Genomic DNA, 18,069 nt, shown 5'->3' with positions numbered 1-18,069 from the left:
GCCCATTCACACCCTTACCAACGCAGTCACCCGGCGGTAAGGCACCGCCAGTGTGCCAGCTGACCGGGCGTACTCGGCTGGACGTTGGAGATCTCCGCGTTCGTCGCGGTCCGATACGCAGGCGTTAGGAGGGGATTTCGCGCCATCTGTTGGTGATGGGGAGGCGGCGGTCGCGGCCGAAGTTCTTCGGGGTGATCTTCGGGCCCGGCGGATACTGCCTGCGCTTGTACTCGGCCAGGTCCACCAGCCGGATGACCCGGGTCACCAGGTCGGGGTCGTGGCCCGCGGCGATCAGCTCGTGGGAGCCCAGGTCCTTCTCGACGTAGTCGTCCAGCAGCCGGTCGAGCACCTCGTAGGGCGGCAGCGAGTCGGTGTCGCGCTGGCCGGGCCGCAGCTCGGCGCTCGGCTCCTTGGTGATCGAGTTGTCCGGAATCGGCCGCTCGGCCCGGAGCAGGAAGGACGGGTCGGTGTGCTCGTTGCGCCACCTGGCCAGCTCCCACACCATCGTCTTCGGCACGTCCTTGATCGGCGCGAAGCCGCCGGCCGAGTCGCCGTAGAGGGTGGAGTAGCCGGTCGCCAGCTCGCTCTTGTTGCCGGTGGTCAGCACCAGGTGGCCGTGCTCGTTGGACAGCCCCATCAGGATCATGCCGCGGACACGGGCCTGGAGGTTCTCGGCCGCCAGCCCGGACAGGTCGATCTCCTTCTCGAAGGCGTTGACGATCTCCGCGATCGGCACCACCTGTGAGTGGATGCCCTGCCTGTTCACCAGCTCCTCGGCGTCGCTCACCGAGTGGTCGGAGGAGTAGCGCGACGGCATCAGTACGACGTGCACCCGGTCGGGGCCGATCGCGTCGGCGGCGATCGTCGCGGTCAGCGCGGAGTCGATGCCGCCCGACAGGCCGAGGATCACCGACTGGAAGCCGTTCTTGGCCGCGTAGTCGCGCACCCCCAGCACCAGGGCCGAGTAGACCTCGGCGGGCAGGTCCAGACGCTCGGCCGGTGAGGGCGGCTCGGGAGCGTAGGGCTCGACGGGCTCGTCCGACAGGACAATCCGGTCCACCGTGATCGTGGTGCCGTCGCCGGCGTCGTAGGGGTACGTGCCGGGCTCGGCGTCCGAGACCGGCAGGTCGAGGTCGACGGTGAGCAGTTCCTCGCGGAACTGCCCCGCCCGGGCGACCGGGCGGCCCGCCGCGTCCACCACGATGGAGTCGCCGTCGAAGACCAGCTCGTCCTGCGCGCCGACCTGGTTGACGTAGACGAGCGCGCAGCCGGCCTCACGCGCCCTGCGCGCGCACAGCTCCAGCCGTACGTCGTCCTTCTCCTTCTCGTACGGCGAGGCGTTCGGCACCACGAGCAGCCCGGCGCCGGCCTGCCCCACGACGGCCACCGGCCCGCCGTCCTGCCAGAGGTCTTCGCAGACCGCGATGGCGACGTCCACCCCGTGCAGCCGGAAGATCGGCAGCCGGTCGCCGCGGACGAAGTAGCGGTACTCGTCGAACACGCCGTAGTTGGGCAGGTGGTGCTTGGCCGTGCGGATGACCACCTCGCCCCGGTAGAGGAGCGCGGCCGCGTCGAGCGGCGCGCCCTTGGGCTGGCCGACGCGCGGCGCGAGGCCGGCCCGGTCGACGTAGCCCACCACCACCGGAAGGTCGCCCAGGCCCTCCTCTCGTAGCCGGACCGCCGTCTCCTCCAGGGTCCTGATGCTCGCGTCCACGAAGGAGGTGCGCAGCACGAGATCCTCGACCGGGTAGCCGGTGAGGACCATCTCGGTGAACACCACCAGATGCGCGCCCCGGTCGGCGGCGTCGCGGGTCCAGGCGACCACCTTGCCGGCGTTGCCGGCGAGGTCGCCTACGGTCGGGTTCGTCTGGGCCAGGGCGATCCGCAGTTGTGCCACGCGACAAGACTAGTACGGCCTGATTTTTTGTCGTTCAAGCGACGAAAGCGGAAAAGGACGCCGCCTCCGCCTGGCCTGCGCACACCTGAAGGTCTCCGCTGCGACCGGCGGGGCCTTCTTCGCGTTTCAGGAAGGTTTCGGGCTCTTGACAGGAGGATGGCCACGCCCCACTATCTTCACCACTAACTTTATTTCTAAAGAAAGTACTCTCACATGGCAGGCACGGACCGCGGCGACCTCACCAGGACGGCGATCCTCGCCCTCCTGGGCACGGTCGGCCCGCTGAGCCGCAGCGAGATAGCCCGCGAGTTGGATCTCAGCCCGGCCACCGTGACGCAGCTCACCAAGGAGCTCATCCGGCACGGAATGCTGGAGGAGCTGGACCTCAAGCCGTCGCGCGGCGGACGTCCGGCCCAGCGGCTCGGGCTGGTGGGCAGCGCCGGGCGGGCGCTCGGCGTGAAGGTGACGGCCGACCACCTGGTGCTGGTGGACGTACGGCTCGACGGCGAGGTGCTCGGCTCCTGGGAGACGCCCCACGACCCGGCGGCGCCCGACGCCCTGGACCACCTGGCGGGCGCGGTGGAGTCGGTGGTCCGCGAGATCTCCGGGGTGCCGCCGCTGCTGGGGGTCGGGGTCGGGGTGCCGGGCAGCGTGGACGACCAGGCGGTCGGCACGGTCAACGCGCCGACGCTCGGCTGGCAGGCCATGCCGGTGGGCGACCGGCTGCGCCGCCGGCTCAACCTGCCCGTCCTGGTCGAGAACGACGTGAACGCGCTGGCCGCGGCCGAGCGCCTGTACGGCCGGGGGCGCACGCACCGCGACTTCCTCGTGCTGACGATCGGGCGCGGCGTCGGCGCGGCGATCGTCGCGGACGGCCGCGTCTACCGGGGCGCCCGGGGCGGCGCGGGCGAGTTCGGCCACCTGCCGGTGGACCCCGAGGGCCCGCTGTGCGGCTGCGGCGCCCGGGGCTGTCTGGAGGCGTTCGTCGGCTCGGCGGGCCTGCTCGCCGCCGCCCGCGCCAGGACGGCCCGCCCCGAACCGGACACGCGCGACCCGCTCGGGGCGGTGGCCGCGCTCGGAAGGGCCGCCGAGGGCGGCGACGCGATCGCGCGCGAGGTGTTCGCCGAGGCCGGGGCGATCCTGGGCCGGACCACGGCGGGGCTGATCAACGTGGTGGACCCCGAGGTCGTGGTGGTGCTCGGCGAGGGCACGGCCGACTGGCCGCTGTGGCGGACCGGCTTCGAGCCGGCGCTCCGGGCGCAGCTGTATCCGGGGCGGCGCGACATCTCCGTCGAGGTGGAGAGCTGGGACGACACGAGCTGGGCCCAGGGAGCGGCGGCGTTGGTGCTGGCCACCCCGTTCGACTCCGCCGGAGCGGCGGGCGAGCAGGGCCGCCTGGTCCGCGCCCGCCTGATCGGAGCCGCCCCATGAGCGTCCGGCAGGCCCTTCCCGAGACCCCGCCCAAGCCGCGGGTCACCCACGAGAGCCCGAAGCGGCGCGGCAGGTGGCGCTACGCCGGCACGGTCGCGGTGTTCCTGCTGCCGAGCCTGGTGCCGCTGACCCTCTACACGCTGATCCCGATGGTCGGCTCGTTCTGGACCAGCCTGCACGAATGGGACCTCATCACCGACATGCGGTGGGTGGGGCTCGGCAACTACATCGAGCTCATTGGCGACCCCGGCACCAGGGCCGCGTTCCTGCACACGCTGTACTTCATCGCCGGCTACCTGCCGCTCGTCTACCTCGGCGGCCTGGGCCTCGCGGTGCTGCTCAACCGGGCGATGCCCGCGCGCGGCCTGCTGCGCGGCGTGTACTTCCTGCCGGTGATCACGAGCTGGGTGGTCGTCGCGCTGATGTGGAAGTGGCTGCTCAACCCGGCCAGCGGCATCGTCAACTGGGCGCTCGGCCTGGTCGGCGTGAGCGGGCCCGGCTGGTGGACCGACCCCGACTGGGCGATGCCGTCGATCATCCTCGCCTCGGCGTGGAAGGACCTGGGCTTCGTGATGATCATCCTGCTGGCCGGGCTGCAGGCGATCCCCCGCGAGTACCAGGAGGCCGCCATGGTGGACGGCGCCACGGCCTGGCGCAGGTTCCGGCACATCACGCTGCCGCTGCTGTCACCCTCGACGTTCTTCGTGGTGGTGATCTCGCTGATCAACGGCTTCCAGGTGTTCGACCAGGTCCAGATCATGACGGGCGGCGGGCCGGGCGGCGCGACGCAGGTGGTGGTCTCGCAGATCTACGACCTCACATTCCGGTACGGCAGGGCCGGCAGCGCCTCGGCGCTGTCATGGCTGCTGTTCGCGCTCGTGCTGCTCGTGACGATCGTGCAGATCCGGGGCCAGAGGCGGTGGGTCACCTATGGGTAAGGTCCTGCGTTTCCTGCTGGTGGGCCTCGGCGCGCTGGTCATGCTGTTCCCGTTCGCCTGGGCGGTGATCACCTCGATCACGCCGAGCGACGCCGTGCTGTCCGTGCCGCCCGACTTCACCCCCGAGGACGCGAGCCTGGACGCGTACGGCAGGCTGCTGGAGACGCTGCCGTTCTGGCGGATCGTGCTCAACAGCGCCTGGATCGGCGCCGCCTCCACCACGTTGCAGCTGGTCACCAGCGCGATGGCGGCCTACGCGTTCGCCCGGCTGCCCTTCCCCGGCCGGAGCGCGCTGTTCGCGGTCTACCTCGCGACGCTGATGATGCCGCTGCCGGTGCTGGTCGTGCCGCTGTTCATCGAGATGCGCATGTTCAACCTGGTCGACACGTACTTCGCGCTGCTCGCACCGACGATCGCCTCGGCGTTCGGCGTGTTCCTGCTGCGGCAGGCCATCAGCCAGGTGCCCCGGGAGTTCGACGAGGCGGCCGTGTTGGACGGCGCCGGACATTTCCGGATCTTCCGGTACGTGGTGCTGCCGCTGATCCGCCCGGCTCTGGCCACGTTCGCCATCTTCGGCTTCATGGCCAGCTGGAACAGCTACCTCTGGCCGCTGATCATCATCAGGTCGCCCGAGTTCATGACACTGCCGCTGGGCCTGGCAACCCTGCACGGCCAGTTCACCACGCAGTGGGACGTGGTGATGGCGGGCTCGGTCGTCAGCGTCGTCCCCATCCTCATCCTGTACGTCTTCGCGCAGAAGCACGTCATCGCCAGCGTCGCGCAGAGCGGACTCAAGTAAAGGAACCCCCCATGTCACGACACATCAAGATCGCCACCGCCGTCGCGGCGGCCGCGTTGCTCGCCTCCGCCTGCTCGCAGGGATCGGCCACCAAGGGCACCACCAGTGAGGGCGGTGGCAAGGTGACCCTGCGGTACTTCACGTTCTCGGCCGCGCCCGACCACGTGAAGGACCTCGACACGATCGAGAAGGCCTTCGAGAAGGAGAACCCGAAGGTGGACGTGGTCGTCGAGACCGCGCCCTTCGACCAGTACTTCACCAAGCTGCAGACCAGCATCGCGGGCGGCACCGCGCCGGACACGTTCGAGCTCAACTACGAGAACTTCGTCACCTACGCCAGCGCCGGCTCCCTGCTCGACCTCGCCACGGTGGCGGGCGACGGCGACACCTCGGTGTACGCCCCGGAGTCGCTCGACGCCTTCAAGCGGGACGGCAAGCAGTACGCGCTGCCCGCCTCCTTCTCCACGGTCGTGCTCTTCTACAACAAGGACCTGTTCGACAAGGCCGGGGTGGCCCCGCCCACCGCGGACTGGACGTGGGCCGACGAGCAGGCCGCCGCGGCGAAGCTGACCGACCGGAAGAAGGGCGTGTTCGGCGACTTCCAACCGGTGCAGTTCTTCGAGTTCTACAAGACGCTCAAGCAGGCGGGCGGAGAGTTCCTGTCGGCGGACGGCAAGAAGTCGGCGTTCAACAGCCCTCAGGGCGTCAAGGCCGCCAATTGGCTGGTCTCGAAGGTGGGCAAGACGATGCCGACCGAGGCCGAGATCGGCGGCACCGCCGACTACGACACGAACCTCTTCAAGTCCGGCAAGCTCGCCATGTGGCACAACGGCATTTGGCAGTTCGCGGGCCTGAAGGACGTGCCGTTCGAGTGGGACGTGGTCGTCGAGCCAGGTGAAACGGCCAAGGCCAGCGCGGTCTTCCACAACGCGGTGGCCGCCTCCTCGACCACCAAGCACGGCAAGGAGGCCTGGGCCTGGGCCCGCTTCCTGTCCGCCTCGGCCACCGCGGCCACCACCCGCATCCAGTCGTCGTGGGAGCTGCCGCCGGTCTCCGACCAGCAGGTGCTGTCCGGCTACCTCAAGGATCCCAAGCCGGCCAACCGGCAGGCGGTCTTCGACTCGCTCAAGTCCATCGCGCTGCCTCCGGTGATCAAGCGCCAGCAGGAGATGCAGGACGCGGTGACCAAAGAGCTCAGCGAGGCCGCGGCCGGGCGCAAGTCCGTGGAGGACGCGCTCAAGGCGGCCGCCACCGAAGTCGACGCGCTGCTCGGCTAGGCATTCCCCTTCTACGTACTCAGGAGAGATTCGTTGTCCCTCGTCGCGCACAGCCTCGACGTGATCAAGAGATTGCAGGCGCCTTCCGGGGCCTATCCGGCCTCGCCCACCTTCTCCGCCTACCGCGGCTACTCCTGGCTGCGCGACGGCGCGTTCATCGCCGAGGGGGTGAGCAGGCACGGCGACGTGGCCGGCGCGGACAACTTCCACGCCTGGTGCGCGCGGGTGGTAGGCGACCGCGCGGGCCAGGTGGACGTGCTGGTGTCCCGCGCGGGGCGCGACGAGGCGGTCTCGGCCGCCGAGATGCTGCCGACCCGGTTCACGCTGGACGGCGTCGACGGCGACGACGGCTGGTGGGACTTCCAGCTCGACGGGTACGGCACGTGGCTGTGGGCGCTGCGCGAGCACCGCGTCCGGCACGGCAGAGCGGTGCCCGGCGTCGAGAAGGGCGTCAGGACGGCGGCCCGCTACCTGACCGCGTTCTGGAACGTGCCCTGCTACGACTGGTGGGAGGAGCACGTCGAGCACCGCCACGTGGCAACCCTCGGCTCGATCCACGCGGGCCTGCGGGCCGCCATCGCGCTCGGCGTGCTGAGCGCGCCGGAGTCGGCGGCGGCGGCCGAGGCCGTCGAGGGCATCGCCGATCTCGTGGCGCGGGAGGGCGTCACCGACGGCGGGCACCTGCGCAAGTGGCTCGGCAGCGACGCGGTGGACGCGAGCCTGCTGGCCTGTGTGGAGCCGTTCGGGCTGTATCCGGCCGGGCATCCGGTCGGCGAGGCGACGGTCGCCGAGGTCGAGCGGCAGCTCGCCCGCGAGGGCGGCGTGTACCGCTACCTCGCCGACACCTTCTATGGCGGCGGGCGGTGGCCGCTGCTCGCCGGGTTCCTCGGCTGGAACCACGCCCGCGCCGGGCGGCGGGCCGAGGCGGCGCGCTACCTGGAGTGGATGGCGGCGCAGGCGACCCCCGAGGGTGACCTGCCCGAGCAGGCGTCCGACCTGATGCTGGCCCCGGATCGGCGGCAGGAGTGGCTGGACCGCTGGGGCCCGGTGGCCACGCCGCTGCTGTGGTCGCACGGCATGTACCTCGTCCTCGCCGACGAGCTGGGGGTGACGGCGTGATCCGGCACCGGCCCCACGGATCGGGGCATCCCTACGCGGAATCCGAGGATCAGCGCGTTCCGGCCAGGCCGCTGGACGGCGAACCTGTGGAGCTGCGGGTGCGCGCGTCGGCGCGGGTCGCCTCCGTCGTGTGCGACTGGGTCGTGGACGGAGCCGCGCCCGTCGAGCTGCCCCTGACCAGGCGGAACGCGGACGGCGCCGCGGTTGATCCCGCCGGGACGGACGCGGGCGACTCTGCGGGCAGCTCTGCGGGCGATTCCTCCGGAGCGGATGCGGGCGGAGCGGTGGACGGCGGGCATCTGGCCGCCGCCCAGGCGCGGGCCGCCGGCGCCGGGGCCGGTTCCTGGAGCGTGCGCACCCCCGCGCTTCAGGCCGGAAGCCGCTACGCCTACCGCTTCCGGGCCACGACCGGCGACGGCGCGAACCGCGCGAGCCGCTGGTTCGAGGTGACGGCGGCGAGCTGGTCGGACGCGGGCGGCACGCTGGAGGTCGCGGGCGCCGACCGGATCGTGCCGGGCAGCGTGCGCTGGCTAGCCGACGGCGACGGCCCGCTGCGGGTGCGGTTCGAGCTGGCACTGGAGCCGGAGGAGCACGTGGTCGGCTTCGGCGAGCGGTTCGACGCCGTGGACCAGCGGGGCCGCGTCCTGGACGCGGTGGTCTTCGAGCAGTACAAGGCGCAGGGCCGGCACGGGCGCACGTATCTGCCGATGCCGTACGCGATGGTCGTGGGCGGCCCGGCGAGCTGGGGCTGGCACGTCCAGACCTCGCGGCGGACCTGGTACGACGTCGGCGCGGCGCGGCCCGGCCGGATCGTCGTCGAGGCCGAGGCCGGTCCGGACGGCGAGCTGGGCGTGCGCTTCTATGGCGGCGAGTGCCCCGCGGACGTGCTGCGCGCCTTCCTCGACGACGTGGGACGCCCGGCCGAGCTGCCGTCGTGGGTGTTCCGGCTGTGGGCCAGCGGCAACGAGTGGAACACCCAGGAACGCGTGCTGGCCGAGATGGACCGGCACCGCGAGCACGGCATCCCGGTGGGCGCGCTGGTCATCGAGGCGTGGAGCGACGAGACGACGTTCACGGCGTTCCGCGGCGCCGAGTACGAGCCGTCCGAGGAGCCCCACAAGCTGGCCGACTACACGTTCCCCGCGGACGGGCCGTGGCCGGACCCCAAAGGCATGGTGGACGAGCTGCACCGCAGGGACGTCAAGGTGCTGCTCTGGCAGATCCCGCTGCAGAAGATGCGCCCCCATCCCCGCCACCAGGCCGCCGTGGACGCCCGGCAGCTCGTCGAGCGCGGGTACGGCGTGCGCGAGGCCGACGGCCGGCCCTACCGCAACCGGGGCTGGTGGTTCCCGCTCGGGCTCATGCCCGACCTGTCCTCTCAGGAGGTCCGCGACTGGTGGACGGCCAAGCGGCACTACCTGGTCGAGGAGGTGGGGATCGACGGGTTCAAGACCGACGGCGGCGAGCACGCCTGGGGCCATGACCTGCGCTATGCCGACGGGCGCGACGGCGCGGCGGGCAACGGGCTGTTCCCCGTGCACTACGCCCGCGCGTTCGGCGACCTGCTGCGCGCGTGCGGCAAGGCGCCGGTGACGTTCAGCCGGGCCGGGTTCGCGGGGTCGCAACCACACGGCGCCTTCTGGGCCGGGGACGAGGACTCGACCTGGGAGGCCTTCCGCTCCTCGATCAGGGCCGGGATCACGGCCTCGGCCTGCGGGATCGTCTACTGGGGCTGGGACCTGGCCGGCTTCTCCGGGCCCGTGCCGGACGCCGAGCTCTACCTGCGGGCGGCGGGAGCGTCGGCCTTCATGCCGATCATGCAGTACCACTCCGAGTTCAACCACCACCGCACGCCCATCAGGGACCGCACGCCGTGGAACATCGCCGCCCAGACCGGGGACGAGCGGGTGATCCCGGTGTTCCGGCGGCTGGCCGAGCTGCGGGAGCGGCTGGTGCCGTACCTGGCCGAGCAGGCGCGGGCGGCGACCGGCGGCGGCGCGCCGCTGATGCGCGGCCTGTTCTTCGACCACCCTGACGATCCGGAGGTCTGGCGGCATCCGCTGCAGTACAAGCTCGGCGACGCGCTGCTGGTCGCGCCCGTGACTGAGCCCGGCGTCTCGGAAATCTCCGTCTACCTCCCCGAGGGCGGCTGGATCGACGTCTGGACCGGGCGTGACCTGACCGGCGGGCGGACGGTGAGCCTGCCCGCGCCCCTCAACCGCCCGCCCGTCCTGTGCGCGGCGGAGCACTGGTCTCGCCTCTCGCCCGTATTCGCCGACTGAGACTCGTGTCCGCCGCCCTACACCTCCGCTCGCCGACTGAGATCCGCGTTCGCCGCCTGAGAGGAGCACACGGCTGCTGCTGACCCTGATCGGGCCGCGGGCCGCCGCGTTCGCCGCCTGAGAGGAGCACACCCCCGCACAACACCCAGCTCGAATGGAAGCGCGTCAAACGGCACCCCGACGAGCGTGCGCACTTCCAAGCGATGAAGGTCTTCGTACTCTTCGTGCGCGGCGGTCATGCTCGCAAGCCTACGCCGCAGGCTCAGGCAGTCACCTTTTAACGGAGAGTGGTTGTCACCTGGTCGGTGAGCTACTCCGGGTAACATCAGCGTGGTGAATTGGGGACTATTTACGGCATTTCTGCTCGCTGCGATGATCGTCCAGCTCAGCCCTGGACCGGGCATGCTCTTCGTGCTCGCCAACGGCATCACCGGCGGGCCGCGGGCCGGGATCGCGGCGGCCCTCGGCGCGGCCGCGGCGATGATCGTGCACACCTCGGCCGTGGCCTTCGGGGTCGCGGCGTTGTTCCAGGCGGCTCCCGCGGCACTCGAACTGCTGCGGTTCTGCGGCGCCGCCTACCTGGTGTGGCTCGCTCTGCGTGCCTTCCGTTCGCCCGTGCCGACGCCCGCCGCGGCGGCGGAGCGGTCCAGCGGGTGGCGGATCTTTGCCCGAGGCGCGGTGAACAACCTGCTCAACCCCAAGATCGTGCTCTTCTACCTGATCTTCCTGCCACAGTTCGCCGACCCCTCGATCGGTCACCTGCCCGCGCAGTTGTTCGTGCTCGGCCTGGCGCTGCTGCTGATCGGCCTCGGTGCCGACGTGGCCATCGGCGCGGCGGCGGGGAAGGTGGGCCGCCTGCTCCGTCGCCGCCCATCGGTGGGGCGGCTCATCAACAGAGCCGCCGGGACGATCTACGGCGTCCTCGCCGTCCGGCTCGCCGTCGGCGACTAGCACCCCGGTCCTCGGACAGATGGCGCCCGCCTCGCCACCGTCTTGGTCCGTCCGGGCGGCTAGAGCACCGCCCCGGGGGTGACCAGGCCGGACTCGTAGGCGGCCACGACCAGCTGGGCCCGCTCGAACAGGCCGAGGTGGTCGAGCAGCGCCGCCACCTCCCGCGAGACGACCGGCTCCGTGAGGCAGAGGGTCTGCGCGATCTGCCGGTTCGTCAGGCCGCGGGCGACGAGTTTGAGCACGTCGATGCGCTCGTCGGAGAGCCCGGCCAGCTGTGGGGGAGAGGCCGGGTCGGTCCGGCCCGCGAACCCCGCGATGAGCCTCGTGGTGACCGCCTGGTCGATCAGCGCGTCACCGGCGGCCGCGGCCCGGATGGCGGCCACGAGCTGCTCGGGCGGCGAGGTCTTCAGCACGAAGCCGCTCACCCCGGCCCGCAGCGCCGCGTAGAGGTTCTCGTCGCTGCCGAACGTGGTCATCATGATCACCTTGGGCGGGTGGTCGTCGGCCAGGATCCGGCGCGCCGCGGCCAGGCCGTCCAGGCGCGGCATCTGGATGTCGAGCAGCACCACGTCGGGCCGGACCGCCCGCACGGCCGCGATCGCCTGCTCGCCGTCGGCCGCCTCGCCGACCGGCTCCAGTCCCGCCTCGCCGCTCAGCACGGCCCGGAGCCCGGCGCGTACCAGGGCCTGGTCGTCGGCCACCAGCACCCGCAGGACCTCCACCGGGTCCTCCGCAGCGGGTGGGCTCGCCGGCGTGGGGACGTCCTCCACCCGCTGGGCCAGCATGTCGCTCTCCAGACGTTGCAGCCCGCTGGTCAGGTCCAGCCCCAGCTCGTCGCGCCAGATGGCGCGGGCCCGGCGCAGCGCGCCGAGCGCGTCACCCTGGCGGCCGGTCCGGTAGAGGCCCAGCGCGAGCAGCCGCCAGGCCTCCTCGCGCAGCGGATGGGCCGAGGCGTGCGCCTCCAGGTCGGCCACCAGCGCGGTCGCCCGCCCCAGCGCCAGCCCCGCGCCGGCGCGCCGCTCGACGGCGACCAGCCGCAGCTCCTCCAGCCGCCCCGCTTCGGTGGACGCCCACGTCAGGTCGGCGAACTCGGCCAGCGCGGGCCCCCGCCACAGACCGAGCGCGGTGTCCATGGCCTCCCACACCGTCGCGGCCGGGCCGTCGGACTGCACGAGGCTCTCGAACCGCCACGCGTCGACCTGCTCGGCCGAGGCCCGCAACGCGTAGCCGGGCGCGGCCGACACCAGCACCTCCGCCTCCTCGCGCGGCGCCCGGCCGGGTTCGAGCGCCCGGCGCAGCCGCGAGACGTAGCCCTGGATGGTCGACAGCGCCTGGGCGGGCGGGTCGCCGGGCCAGAGCTCGTCGATGAGCGTGGTGACGGGCACGGCCCGGCCACCGGCGACGAGCAGGCGCGCGAGCACCGCTCGTTGCCGCTGGCCGCCGAGTTCGAGCGGGGCCCCGTCGGCCCAGGCCTGGAACGGTCCCAGTGCGGTGAAGGTCAGCATGGCAGGGTAAAGCGTAGGGCCGAACGGTGTTCGGGGCATATGGCGCTTTTCTACAGCGGCAGGTCCGCGTAGACGGCGGTTCCCCCTTCCGGAGCCGGCCGGACCACGCAGGTGCCGCCCAGTTCGGCCGCGCGCTCGCGCATCGAGGCCAGCCCGACGCCCGGCCGCGCGTCCGGCGGCAGCCCGATCCCGTCGTCGGTGACCGTCACCCGCAGCGTTTCGGCACGTTCCAATCTGACGGTGACGCCGGTGGCGGAGGCGTGCTTGCGGACGTTGGTGAGCGCCTCCTGCACGATCCGGTACGCCGCCACCTCCACCGCCGCGGGCAGCCCGTCCAGGTCGCCGGCCACCTCCACGGGCGTCCCGGCCAGCTCCTCGACGGCCCCGGCCAGGCCCAGCTCGTCGAGAGCCGGGGGACGCAGGCCGTACACGAGTTGCCTGATGTCGCCGCTGACGATGTCCATGCCCGCGCGGAGCTCGGCCAGCAGGAGCTCGGCCTGTTCGGGAGAGCTGCGCAGCGACAGGCGCGCCGCGTTGATCGACATGGCCATCCGGCTGAGCGACTGGCCGAGCCCGTCGTGCAGGTCGCGGCGCAGCCGCCGGCGTTCCTCCTCGCGAGTCGCCAGGATCCGCTCCCGCGAGCGCTGCAGGGCCGCGGTCAGGCGTACGGCGTGCGCCGCGTCGGCGATGTGCGGAGTGAGCGTCGTGATCACCCGCTCGTCGTGGGCGGCCGGGAAGGCGCGCCGGTCCGTCGGCCCGATCAGCAGCAGCCCGACCGGTTCCCCGTGCCAGACCAGCGCGATCGTCCGGTCGGCCCGGTCGAGTGAGCCGGACACGGTCGTGGTGCCGTCGAGCTCGACGGCCACGCCGGTCACGGCCAGCCCCTCGCGCAGCACGTCGAGCGTGCCGAGCAGCCCGTGACCAGGGTCGGTGTGCTGCAGGCGGTGCTTGAGCCGCTCGGCCAGCGCGCTCGGGTCACCGGTGCTGCCGTAGAGCAGGCGGTCGACGCCGCGCTGGAACAGTCGGCGGATCGGCCGCAGGAACGCCCCGGCGAACAGCGCCGCCGCGAGCCCGGCGATCGGGTCGACCTCCGACAGGAACACGCTGGACGCACCGCTCGCCGCGAGGTAGACGCCCGCCACCACGGCCACCAGCCCGGTGCCGACCAGCGCCCGGCTGATCAGCGTGTCGATGCCGAACAACCGGTAGCGCAGCACCGCCACCGCGATCGCCGCCGGGATCAGCGGGATGGCCAGCGAGGCCACCCACCAGATCGGGTCGCCCAGCATCCACGGGATCAGCAGCCCCGGCAGCGTCACGAGCAGCCAGAGGAGCTGGCGCCGCTCGATCGGGCCACCGTGCCTGAACCGCACGGCCAGCGACGCGAACGACATCGCCATGCCGGCCGCGACCAGCCAGTGCGCGACCTCCCTGACGCCGCGCTGCTGCGTGAAGACGCCGATCCAGTCGAGCGCCTGACCGCAGACGGCCAGCACGATCACCCACCGCCACCGGCGGGACAGCAGCCTGCCGACCGGGTAGAGCAACGGCAGCAGCACGCCGAGCGTGAGCTCGCAGACATTCCAGGTGAGGCCGACGATCATCACCCGCACCGGCGGTCCGCCCTCGAACAGCGTGTGGAGGTTGGCCGACAGGATGTTGGCCGCCGCGCTCAGCCCGCCGGCCAGCAGCAGCCAGCCGATGACCAGCCGCGGCCGCTGGTGGACGAGGAGCAGCCCGAACAGCGGGAAGGTGACGCCGGCCATGTCCTCGGGCGCGAACGGCAGCGGTGTGTACGCCGGGGGCGGCAGCCGCGTCGTCACCCAGACGTTGACGAGTTCGAAGGCGATGGCGAGCGCGGCGATGGCGGCCGCCACGCCTCGCGCCAGACCTGCGTGGCGCATCTCACCCGTCCTCTCAGCCTCTTGGCTGGGAGGAAACTACCGGGTGATTGCCAACAACGGATCAACGCCCGTTCAACGCCGCCTGATCGCCGGGCCGAGCGCGAGCATGCCGACCGCCGAGACCAGGCCGATCCCGCCGACCGTGAACCAGAGCGCCTGCTGCCCGATCTCGAGGAGCGCGCCGCCGAGCAGCGGCGCCAGCATCGCGGCCGCCGACCAGGCGAAACCGAACAGTCCCGAGTAGCGCCCGCGCAGGTGGGCCGGGGCCAGCGCGGCGACGATCGTGCCCGCGATCCCGGCCGTGACGATCTCTCCCGCCGTCCACACGGCGATGGTGACGGCCAGCCAGCCCGTGGTGGTGACGAACGCGGTCAGCGCGAAGCCCGCGCCCATGACGAACAGCCCCAGCGCGAACGTCCTGGACGGGTCGCGGCGGCCCAGCCAGCCCGACACCAGCGGCTGCACGATGACGATGAGCACGCCGTTCAGCGCCATGGCCATCCCGAACCGGTCGGTGGACAGCCCGACCACCGAGGTCATCGCGATCGGCAGCATGGTGAACGTCTGTGAGTACACCAGCGCGTTGCCCAGCACGACCAGGGTGAAGCCGAGCATCAGCCGGTCGCGCAGCACCACGCCGAACCCGCCGCCCGTATCCTGCCGGGTGGCGGGCCTGGTCTCCGGGATCGCCCGCCAGACCAGCACGGCGAAGATCACGCAGGTGACCGCGTTGATCCAGAACAGCCAGGTGAACCCCAGCCGGGCCAGCCAGCCGCCCGCCGTCATGCTGAGCGCGTACCCGAGGTTGATCGCCCAGAACAGCAGCCCGTACGCGCGGGGCCGCTCCGCCGGCGAGACGAGGTCGGCGACCAGGGCGTTGGACGCGGGCCGGTAGGCGTCGATCACCACGCCCAGCGCGAACATGGCCCCCATGATCGCGGGCAGCGAGGTGCTGTAGCCGAGCGCCACCATCGTCACCGCGGTGGCCAGCATGCCGCCCGCCAGCGTGGCCCGGCGGCCGATCCGGTCGGTGAGCACCCCCGCCAGCAGCTGCGAGATCAGCGACCCCGCGCCGAACACCGCCATCACCACGCCCGCCGTCGCCAGCGGCAGGCCGCGGGCCTGGGTGAGGTAGACGCCGGTGAACGGCATCACCATGGTGCCCAGGCGGTTGACCAGCGTGCCGCCCCACAGCGCCCAGAACGGGCGGGGCAGTCCACCCAGCTGAGAACGGAGGAAACCGGGCTTTCCGGCGAGAGTCGTCGTCACGGGGACAAGGGTGATGTGTCCCGTTTCGACCCGCGAATGATTTAGTGCAGACTAAACCGTATGTCGGTGATCTGGACGTTGAGACCGGAGGACGTGGCCCGGATCAGGTTCGCGTTCTCGCCGATGTGGGAGCTGGCGGCCAGCCTCCGCACGCTGCGCGACCCCGCCCGGCAGGCCGTCCACCTGCCGTGGATCAGGTCCGTGCGGTCCCGCCTGGCCGGGCTCGACCTGGCCGAGCTGTTCGCGCTCGTCCCGCCGTCCGGCTACCTGGCCGACTTCCTCACCCCGCCGCCCGACACCCCCTGTCCCGACTTCGCCGCCGAGCTTGACCGGGTACGGCGCACGCCGCCCGCTCAGGCCTCGCGGGAGGCCGGCCGCGTCGTGGGCGCAGACCCCGCCGTGATCGAGCGGTTCAGGAGCGATCCGGAGGCGGGCGTGGCCAGGGTGGCCGACGCCCTGGAGGCGTACTGGGAGGCGTGCTTCGCGGAGTTCTGGCCGCGGGTCCACGCGCTGCTGGAGCGCGACGTGCTGCGCAGGTCGCGCCGGCTGGCCCGGGGCGGGGCGCGGGAGCTGTTCGCCGAGCTCGACCCGGCCGTGGTGTGGACGGGCGAGCGGCTGGTCGTCGACCGGCCCTGGTGCACCGACGCCGGGCTGCACGGCGACGGGCTGGTGCTGGTGCCGAGCGCGTTCTACTGGCCGTCGGTGGCCGTGATGTCGGCCCCCTACCAGTCGATGCTCGTCTACCCGGTGCTCGGCGTGGGCGGGCTCTGGGAGAACGGGCCGCCGCCCGCGCCGGGCGCGCTGGCGGCCCTCATCGGCAGGAGCAGGGCGCAGATCCTGCTCGCGCTGGTCGAGCCGAGCACCACCTCCGCGCTGGCCCACCGGATGGCCGTCACCCCCGGCGCCGTCAGCCAGCACCTGCGCGTGCTCAGCGGCAGCGGGCTCGCCGTGGGGATGCGCGTCGGCAGGGAGGTCGTCTACCGGCGCACCTCCACGGGCGACGCGCTCGCCGCCGGCCCGCCCTGACCCGGCCCGCTCACGCGTACCGGGCCGACTCCATCAGCCAGTCGAGGTGGGCGCGCGGCGCGGCGAGATAGGCGCAGGCCACCTTGCTGACGTCTCTGGCCGTACGCGGGCCGAACGCGTCGAGCGGCAGCCGCCTGGCCGCCTCACGCATGTCGCCGCAGCGCTCGGTGATCCGGTCGAGCACCCAGGCGACGGCCTGCCGCTGGCTCAGGCCCAGCTCGTGCATGGCGATCACGACCAGGTTGTGACCGTCGCCGTGTTCCTTCGGCCGCGAGGCCACGTCGTTGCACCAGGCCGTCACGTCGTTGCAGGCGTCGACCAGCTCCCGCCACGGCTCGCAGCCGTGCAGCCACGGCGGCACCTCGACCCGCAGGCACGGCTCGACCAGGTCGTAGAGGTAGGGGCCGACCGTGGCCCGGCGCAGCGCCGGATACTGCTGCAACGTCGGGATCCGGCCCGCCGCCCGGTTGGCCGCCTCCAGCCGGCAGGCGTCGTGCTGGCGCTGCAGGTTGACCGCGAACCTGGCCCGCCACAGGTCGCTCATCCGGGCGCTCGTCACCCGCCACAGATCGGCGAAGGCCGCCTCCAGCGGGTGCGACGAGGCGCCCGCCAGCATGCCCTGGAAGATCTCCAGCCGGCCCTGCCCCTCGTCCATCTCGTCGTTCAGATGGAACAGCCACGTCAGCCACTGCGCGAACAGGGCCGCCGCGGCGGCGTCGAACCCGGCGAACGCCCGCCCGGCGATGCGGTGGAAGCCGACCCCCGGATCGGCCCGCAGCCCCGTGCGGCGCGCCCAGTCGATGACGGCCGCCTCGATCGCGTAGACCGCGGGGTGCATGCGGCACGGCGCGGCCATCGCCGGCACCCGCTCGGTGAGCGGCAGCAGCGCCCAGGCCGCCGGGCCGCCGGTGCGGGGGGCCGGCGGTCTCCAGTGCAGCACGGACCGCAGCGCGGTCCTCACGGAGGTGATCACGTCGGTGCTCATAGCGGCCCGAAGAGCCAGTTGCCCGCCGCGCCGGGGTCGTCGCTCACGTAGAACTGCCACGCCGCGAGAACCAGATCGTCCACGGTGAGCACGCCTCTGCCCGCCCGGTCGAGCCGGTCGAACGCCTCGTCCACGTCGTCGTAGGCGGTGCCGTAGGCGCTCAGCAGCATCCGGAACTCCCGCGGCCCGATCAGCCCGTCGCCGTCGCCGTCGCAGAGCTCGGCCACCGCCTCCATGGCCGGGCGGAACACCGGGTCGTAGCGGTCACCCGAGACGAACGCCTTCTCCATGCCGACACGGAACTCCTCCCGCGAGATGCGGGAGTAGCCGTCGCGGCCGAGGGCCTCCATCAGGGCCGACCAGATCGCGTCGAACCCGCCGCCGAGGCTGCTGCCGATGACCGAGGTGGGCGACTCGCCGAACCCCACCAGGATGCGGGCGCCCAGCCCCAGCAGGTCCTCGCGCTCGATGAGGCCCTTGCCGCCCGCGTCGATGTGGTCGAAGGCCCGATCGAGCTTGTGATTGAGCAGGTCAGTAGCCACCAATGCCTCCCCGAGACTGACTGCTTGATCACAGTAGGTCGGGCCGGACGGTTTGTCAGCGAGGCTCGCACCGGCACCCCTCGTAACCTGTGCGAAACACGGACACGGCATCCTGATAGGAGACCAGCACTGTATTCACAAGGG

The 18,069-nt window shown here is 72.2% G+C and carries 14 protein-coding genes; 8 read left to right on the top strand and 6 right to left on the bottom strand.

Annotated features, from left to right (window positions below; all coding sequences use genetic code 11):
• Window positions 1-124 precede the first annotated feature (124 nt).
• On the bottom strand, window positions 125-1,897 hold the full coding sequence (locus tag AB0C16_RS25070) for an NAD+ synthase (protein WP_357686338.1): 1,773 nt from the start codon (window positions 1,895-1,897) through the stop codon (window positions 125-127).
• 213 nt (window positions 1,898-2,110) lie between these two features.
• Here AB0C16_RS25070 and AB0C16_RS25065 point away from each other — a divergent pair, with 213 nt between their 5' ends.
• From AB0C16_RS25065 to AB0C16_RS25035, 7 genes are all read left to right on the top strand, one after another.
• Window positions 2,111-3,328, top strand: a complete 1,218-nt coding sequence (locus AB0C16_RS25065; RefSeq protein ID WP_357686337.1) for an ROK family transcriptional regulator — start codon at window positions 2,111-2,113, stop codon at window positions 3,326-3,328.
• Complete coding sequence (locus AB0C16_RS25060; RefSeq protein ID WP_357686336.1) at window positions 3,325-4,266, top strand: sugar ABC transporter permease; 942 nt, start codon at window positions 3,325-3,327, stop codon at window positions 4,264-4,266. The genes AB0C16_RS25065 and AB0C16_RS25060 overlap by 4 nt, the downstream gene beginning before the upstream one ends.
• Window positions 4,259-5,065, top strand: coding sequence for a carbohydrate ABC transporter permease (locus tag AB0C16_RS25055; RefSeq protein ID WP_357686335.1), 807 nt, complete (start codon window positions 4,259-4,261; stop codon window positions 5,063-5,065). Before AB0C16_RS25060 ends, AB0C16_RS25055 begins: the two co-directional genes overlap by 8 nt.
• A gap of 11 nt (window positions 5,066-5,076) precedes the next feature.
• Window positions 5,077-6,342: a sugar ABC transporter substrate-binding protein gene (locus AB0C16_RS25050; protein WP_357686334.1), complete on the top strand. Its 1,266-nt coding sequence runs from the start codon at window positions 5,077-5,079 to the stop codon at window positions 6,340-6,342.
• A gap of 33 nt (window positions 6,343-6,375) precedes the next feature.
• Window positions 6,376-7,461 (top strand): glycoside hydrolase family 15 protein, encoded by a 1,086-nt coding sequence (locus AB0C16_RS25045; protein ID WP_357686333.1) that lies wholly within the window; start codon window positions 6,376-6,378, stop codon window positions 7,459-7,461.
• Window positions 7,458-9,743: a TIM-barrel domain-containing protein gene (locus tag AB0C16_RS25040; RefSeq protein ID WP_357686332.1), complete on the top strand. Its 2,286-nt coding sequence runs from the start codon at window positions 7,458-7,460 to the stop codon at window positions 9,741-9,743. Before AB0C16_RS25045 ends, AB0C16_RS25040 begins: the two co-directional genes overlap by 4 nt.
• A 372-nt stretch (window positions 9,744-10,115) precedes the next feature.
• A complete protein-coding gene (locus tag AB0C16_RS25035; protein ID WP_357686331.1) occupies window positions 10,116-10,694 on the top strand; it encodes a LysE family translocator in 579 nt (192 codons plus the stop codon).
• Between the two features lie 59 nt (window positions 10,695-10,753).
• Here the strand turns inward: AB0C16_RS25035 and AB0C16_RS25030 are convergent, their stop codons facing one another.
• From AB0C16_RS25030 to AB0C16_RS25020, 3 genes are all read right to left on the bottom strand, one after another.
• Window positions 10,754-12,199 carry a BTAD domain-containing putative transcriptional regulator gene (locus tag AB0C16_RS25030; RefSeq protein ID WP_357686330.1) on the bottom strand — a complete coding sequence of 482 codons (1,446 nt, stop codon included), beginning with the start codon at window positions 12,197-12,199 and terminating at the stop codon, window positions 10,754-10,756.
• A 50-nt stretch (window positions 12,200-12,249) separates the two neighbouring features.
• The gene (locus AB0C16_RS25025; RefSeq protein WP_357686329.1) at window positions 12,250-14,103 is read right to left on the bottom strand and encodes a sensor histidine kinase; all 1,854 of its coding nucleotides are present in this window, start codon (window positions 14,101-14,103) and stop codon (window positions 12,250-12,252) included.
• Between the two features lie 72 nt (window positions 14,104-14,175).
• Window positions 14,176-15,372: an MFS transporter gene (locus tag AB0C16_RS25020; protein ID WP_357686328.1), complete on the bottom strand. Its 1,197-nt coding sequence runs from the start codon at window positions 15,370-15,372 to the stop codon at window positions 14,176-14,178.
• Window positions 15,373-15,432: 60 nt separating this feature from the next.
• Between AB0C16_RS25020 and AB0C16_RS25015 the strand changes: the two genes are divergently transcribed.
• The gene (locus tag AB0C16_RS25015; RefSeq protein WP_357686327.1) at window positions 15,433-16,398 is read left to right on the top strand and encodes a DUF5937 family protein; all 966 of its coding nucleotides are present in this window, start codon (window positions 15,433-15,435) and stop codon (window positions 16,396-16,398) included.
• A 10-nt stretch (window positions 16,399-16,408) separates the two neighbouring features.
• Here the strand turns inward: AB0C16_RS25015 and AB0C16_RS25010 are convergent, their stop codons facing one another.
• On the bottom strand, window positions 16,409-17,371 hold the full coding sequence (locus AB0C16_RS25010; protein WP_357686326.1) for a terpene synthase family protein: 963 nt from the start codon (window positions 17,369-17,371) through the stop codon (window positions 16,409-16,411).
• 8 nt (window positions 17,372-17,379) lie between these two features.
• Window positions 17,380-17,925: a hypothetical protein gene (locus AB0C16_RS25005; protein ID WP_357686325.1), complete on the bottom strand. Its 546-nt coding sequence runs from the start codon at window positions 17,923-17,925 to the stop codon at window positions 17,380-17,382.
• Between the last annotated feature and the right edge of the window lie 144 nt (window positions 17,926-18,069).

The organism is Nonomuraea sp. NPDC048916 (assembly GCF_040649575.1).
In the GTDB taxonomy this organism is placed as follows: domain Bacteria; phylum Actinomycetota; class Actinomycetes; order Streptosporangiales; family Streptosporangiaceae; genus Nonomuraea.
The sequence above is the reverse complement of the archived record's forward strand: the minus strand, read 5'-3'. Positions and strand labels throughout refer to the sequence as shown.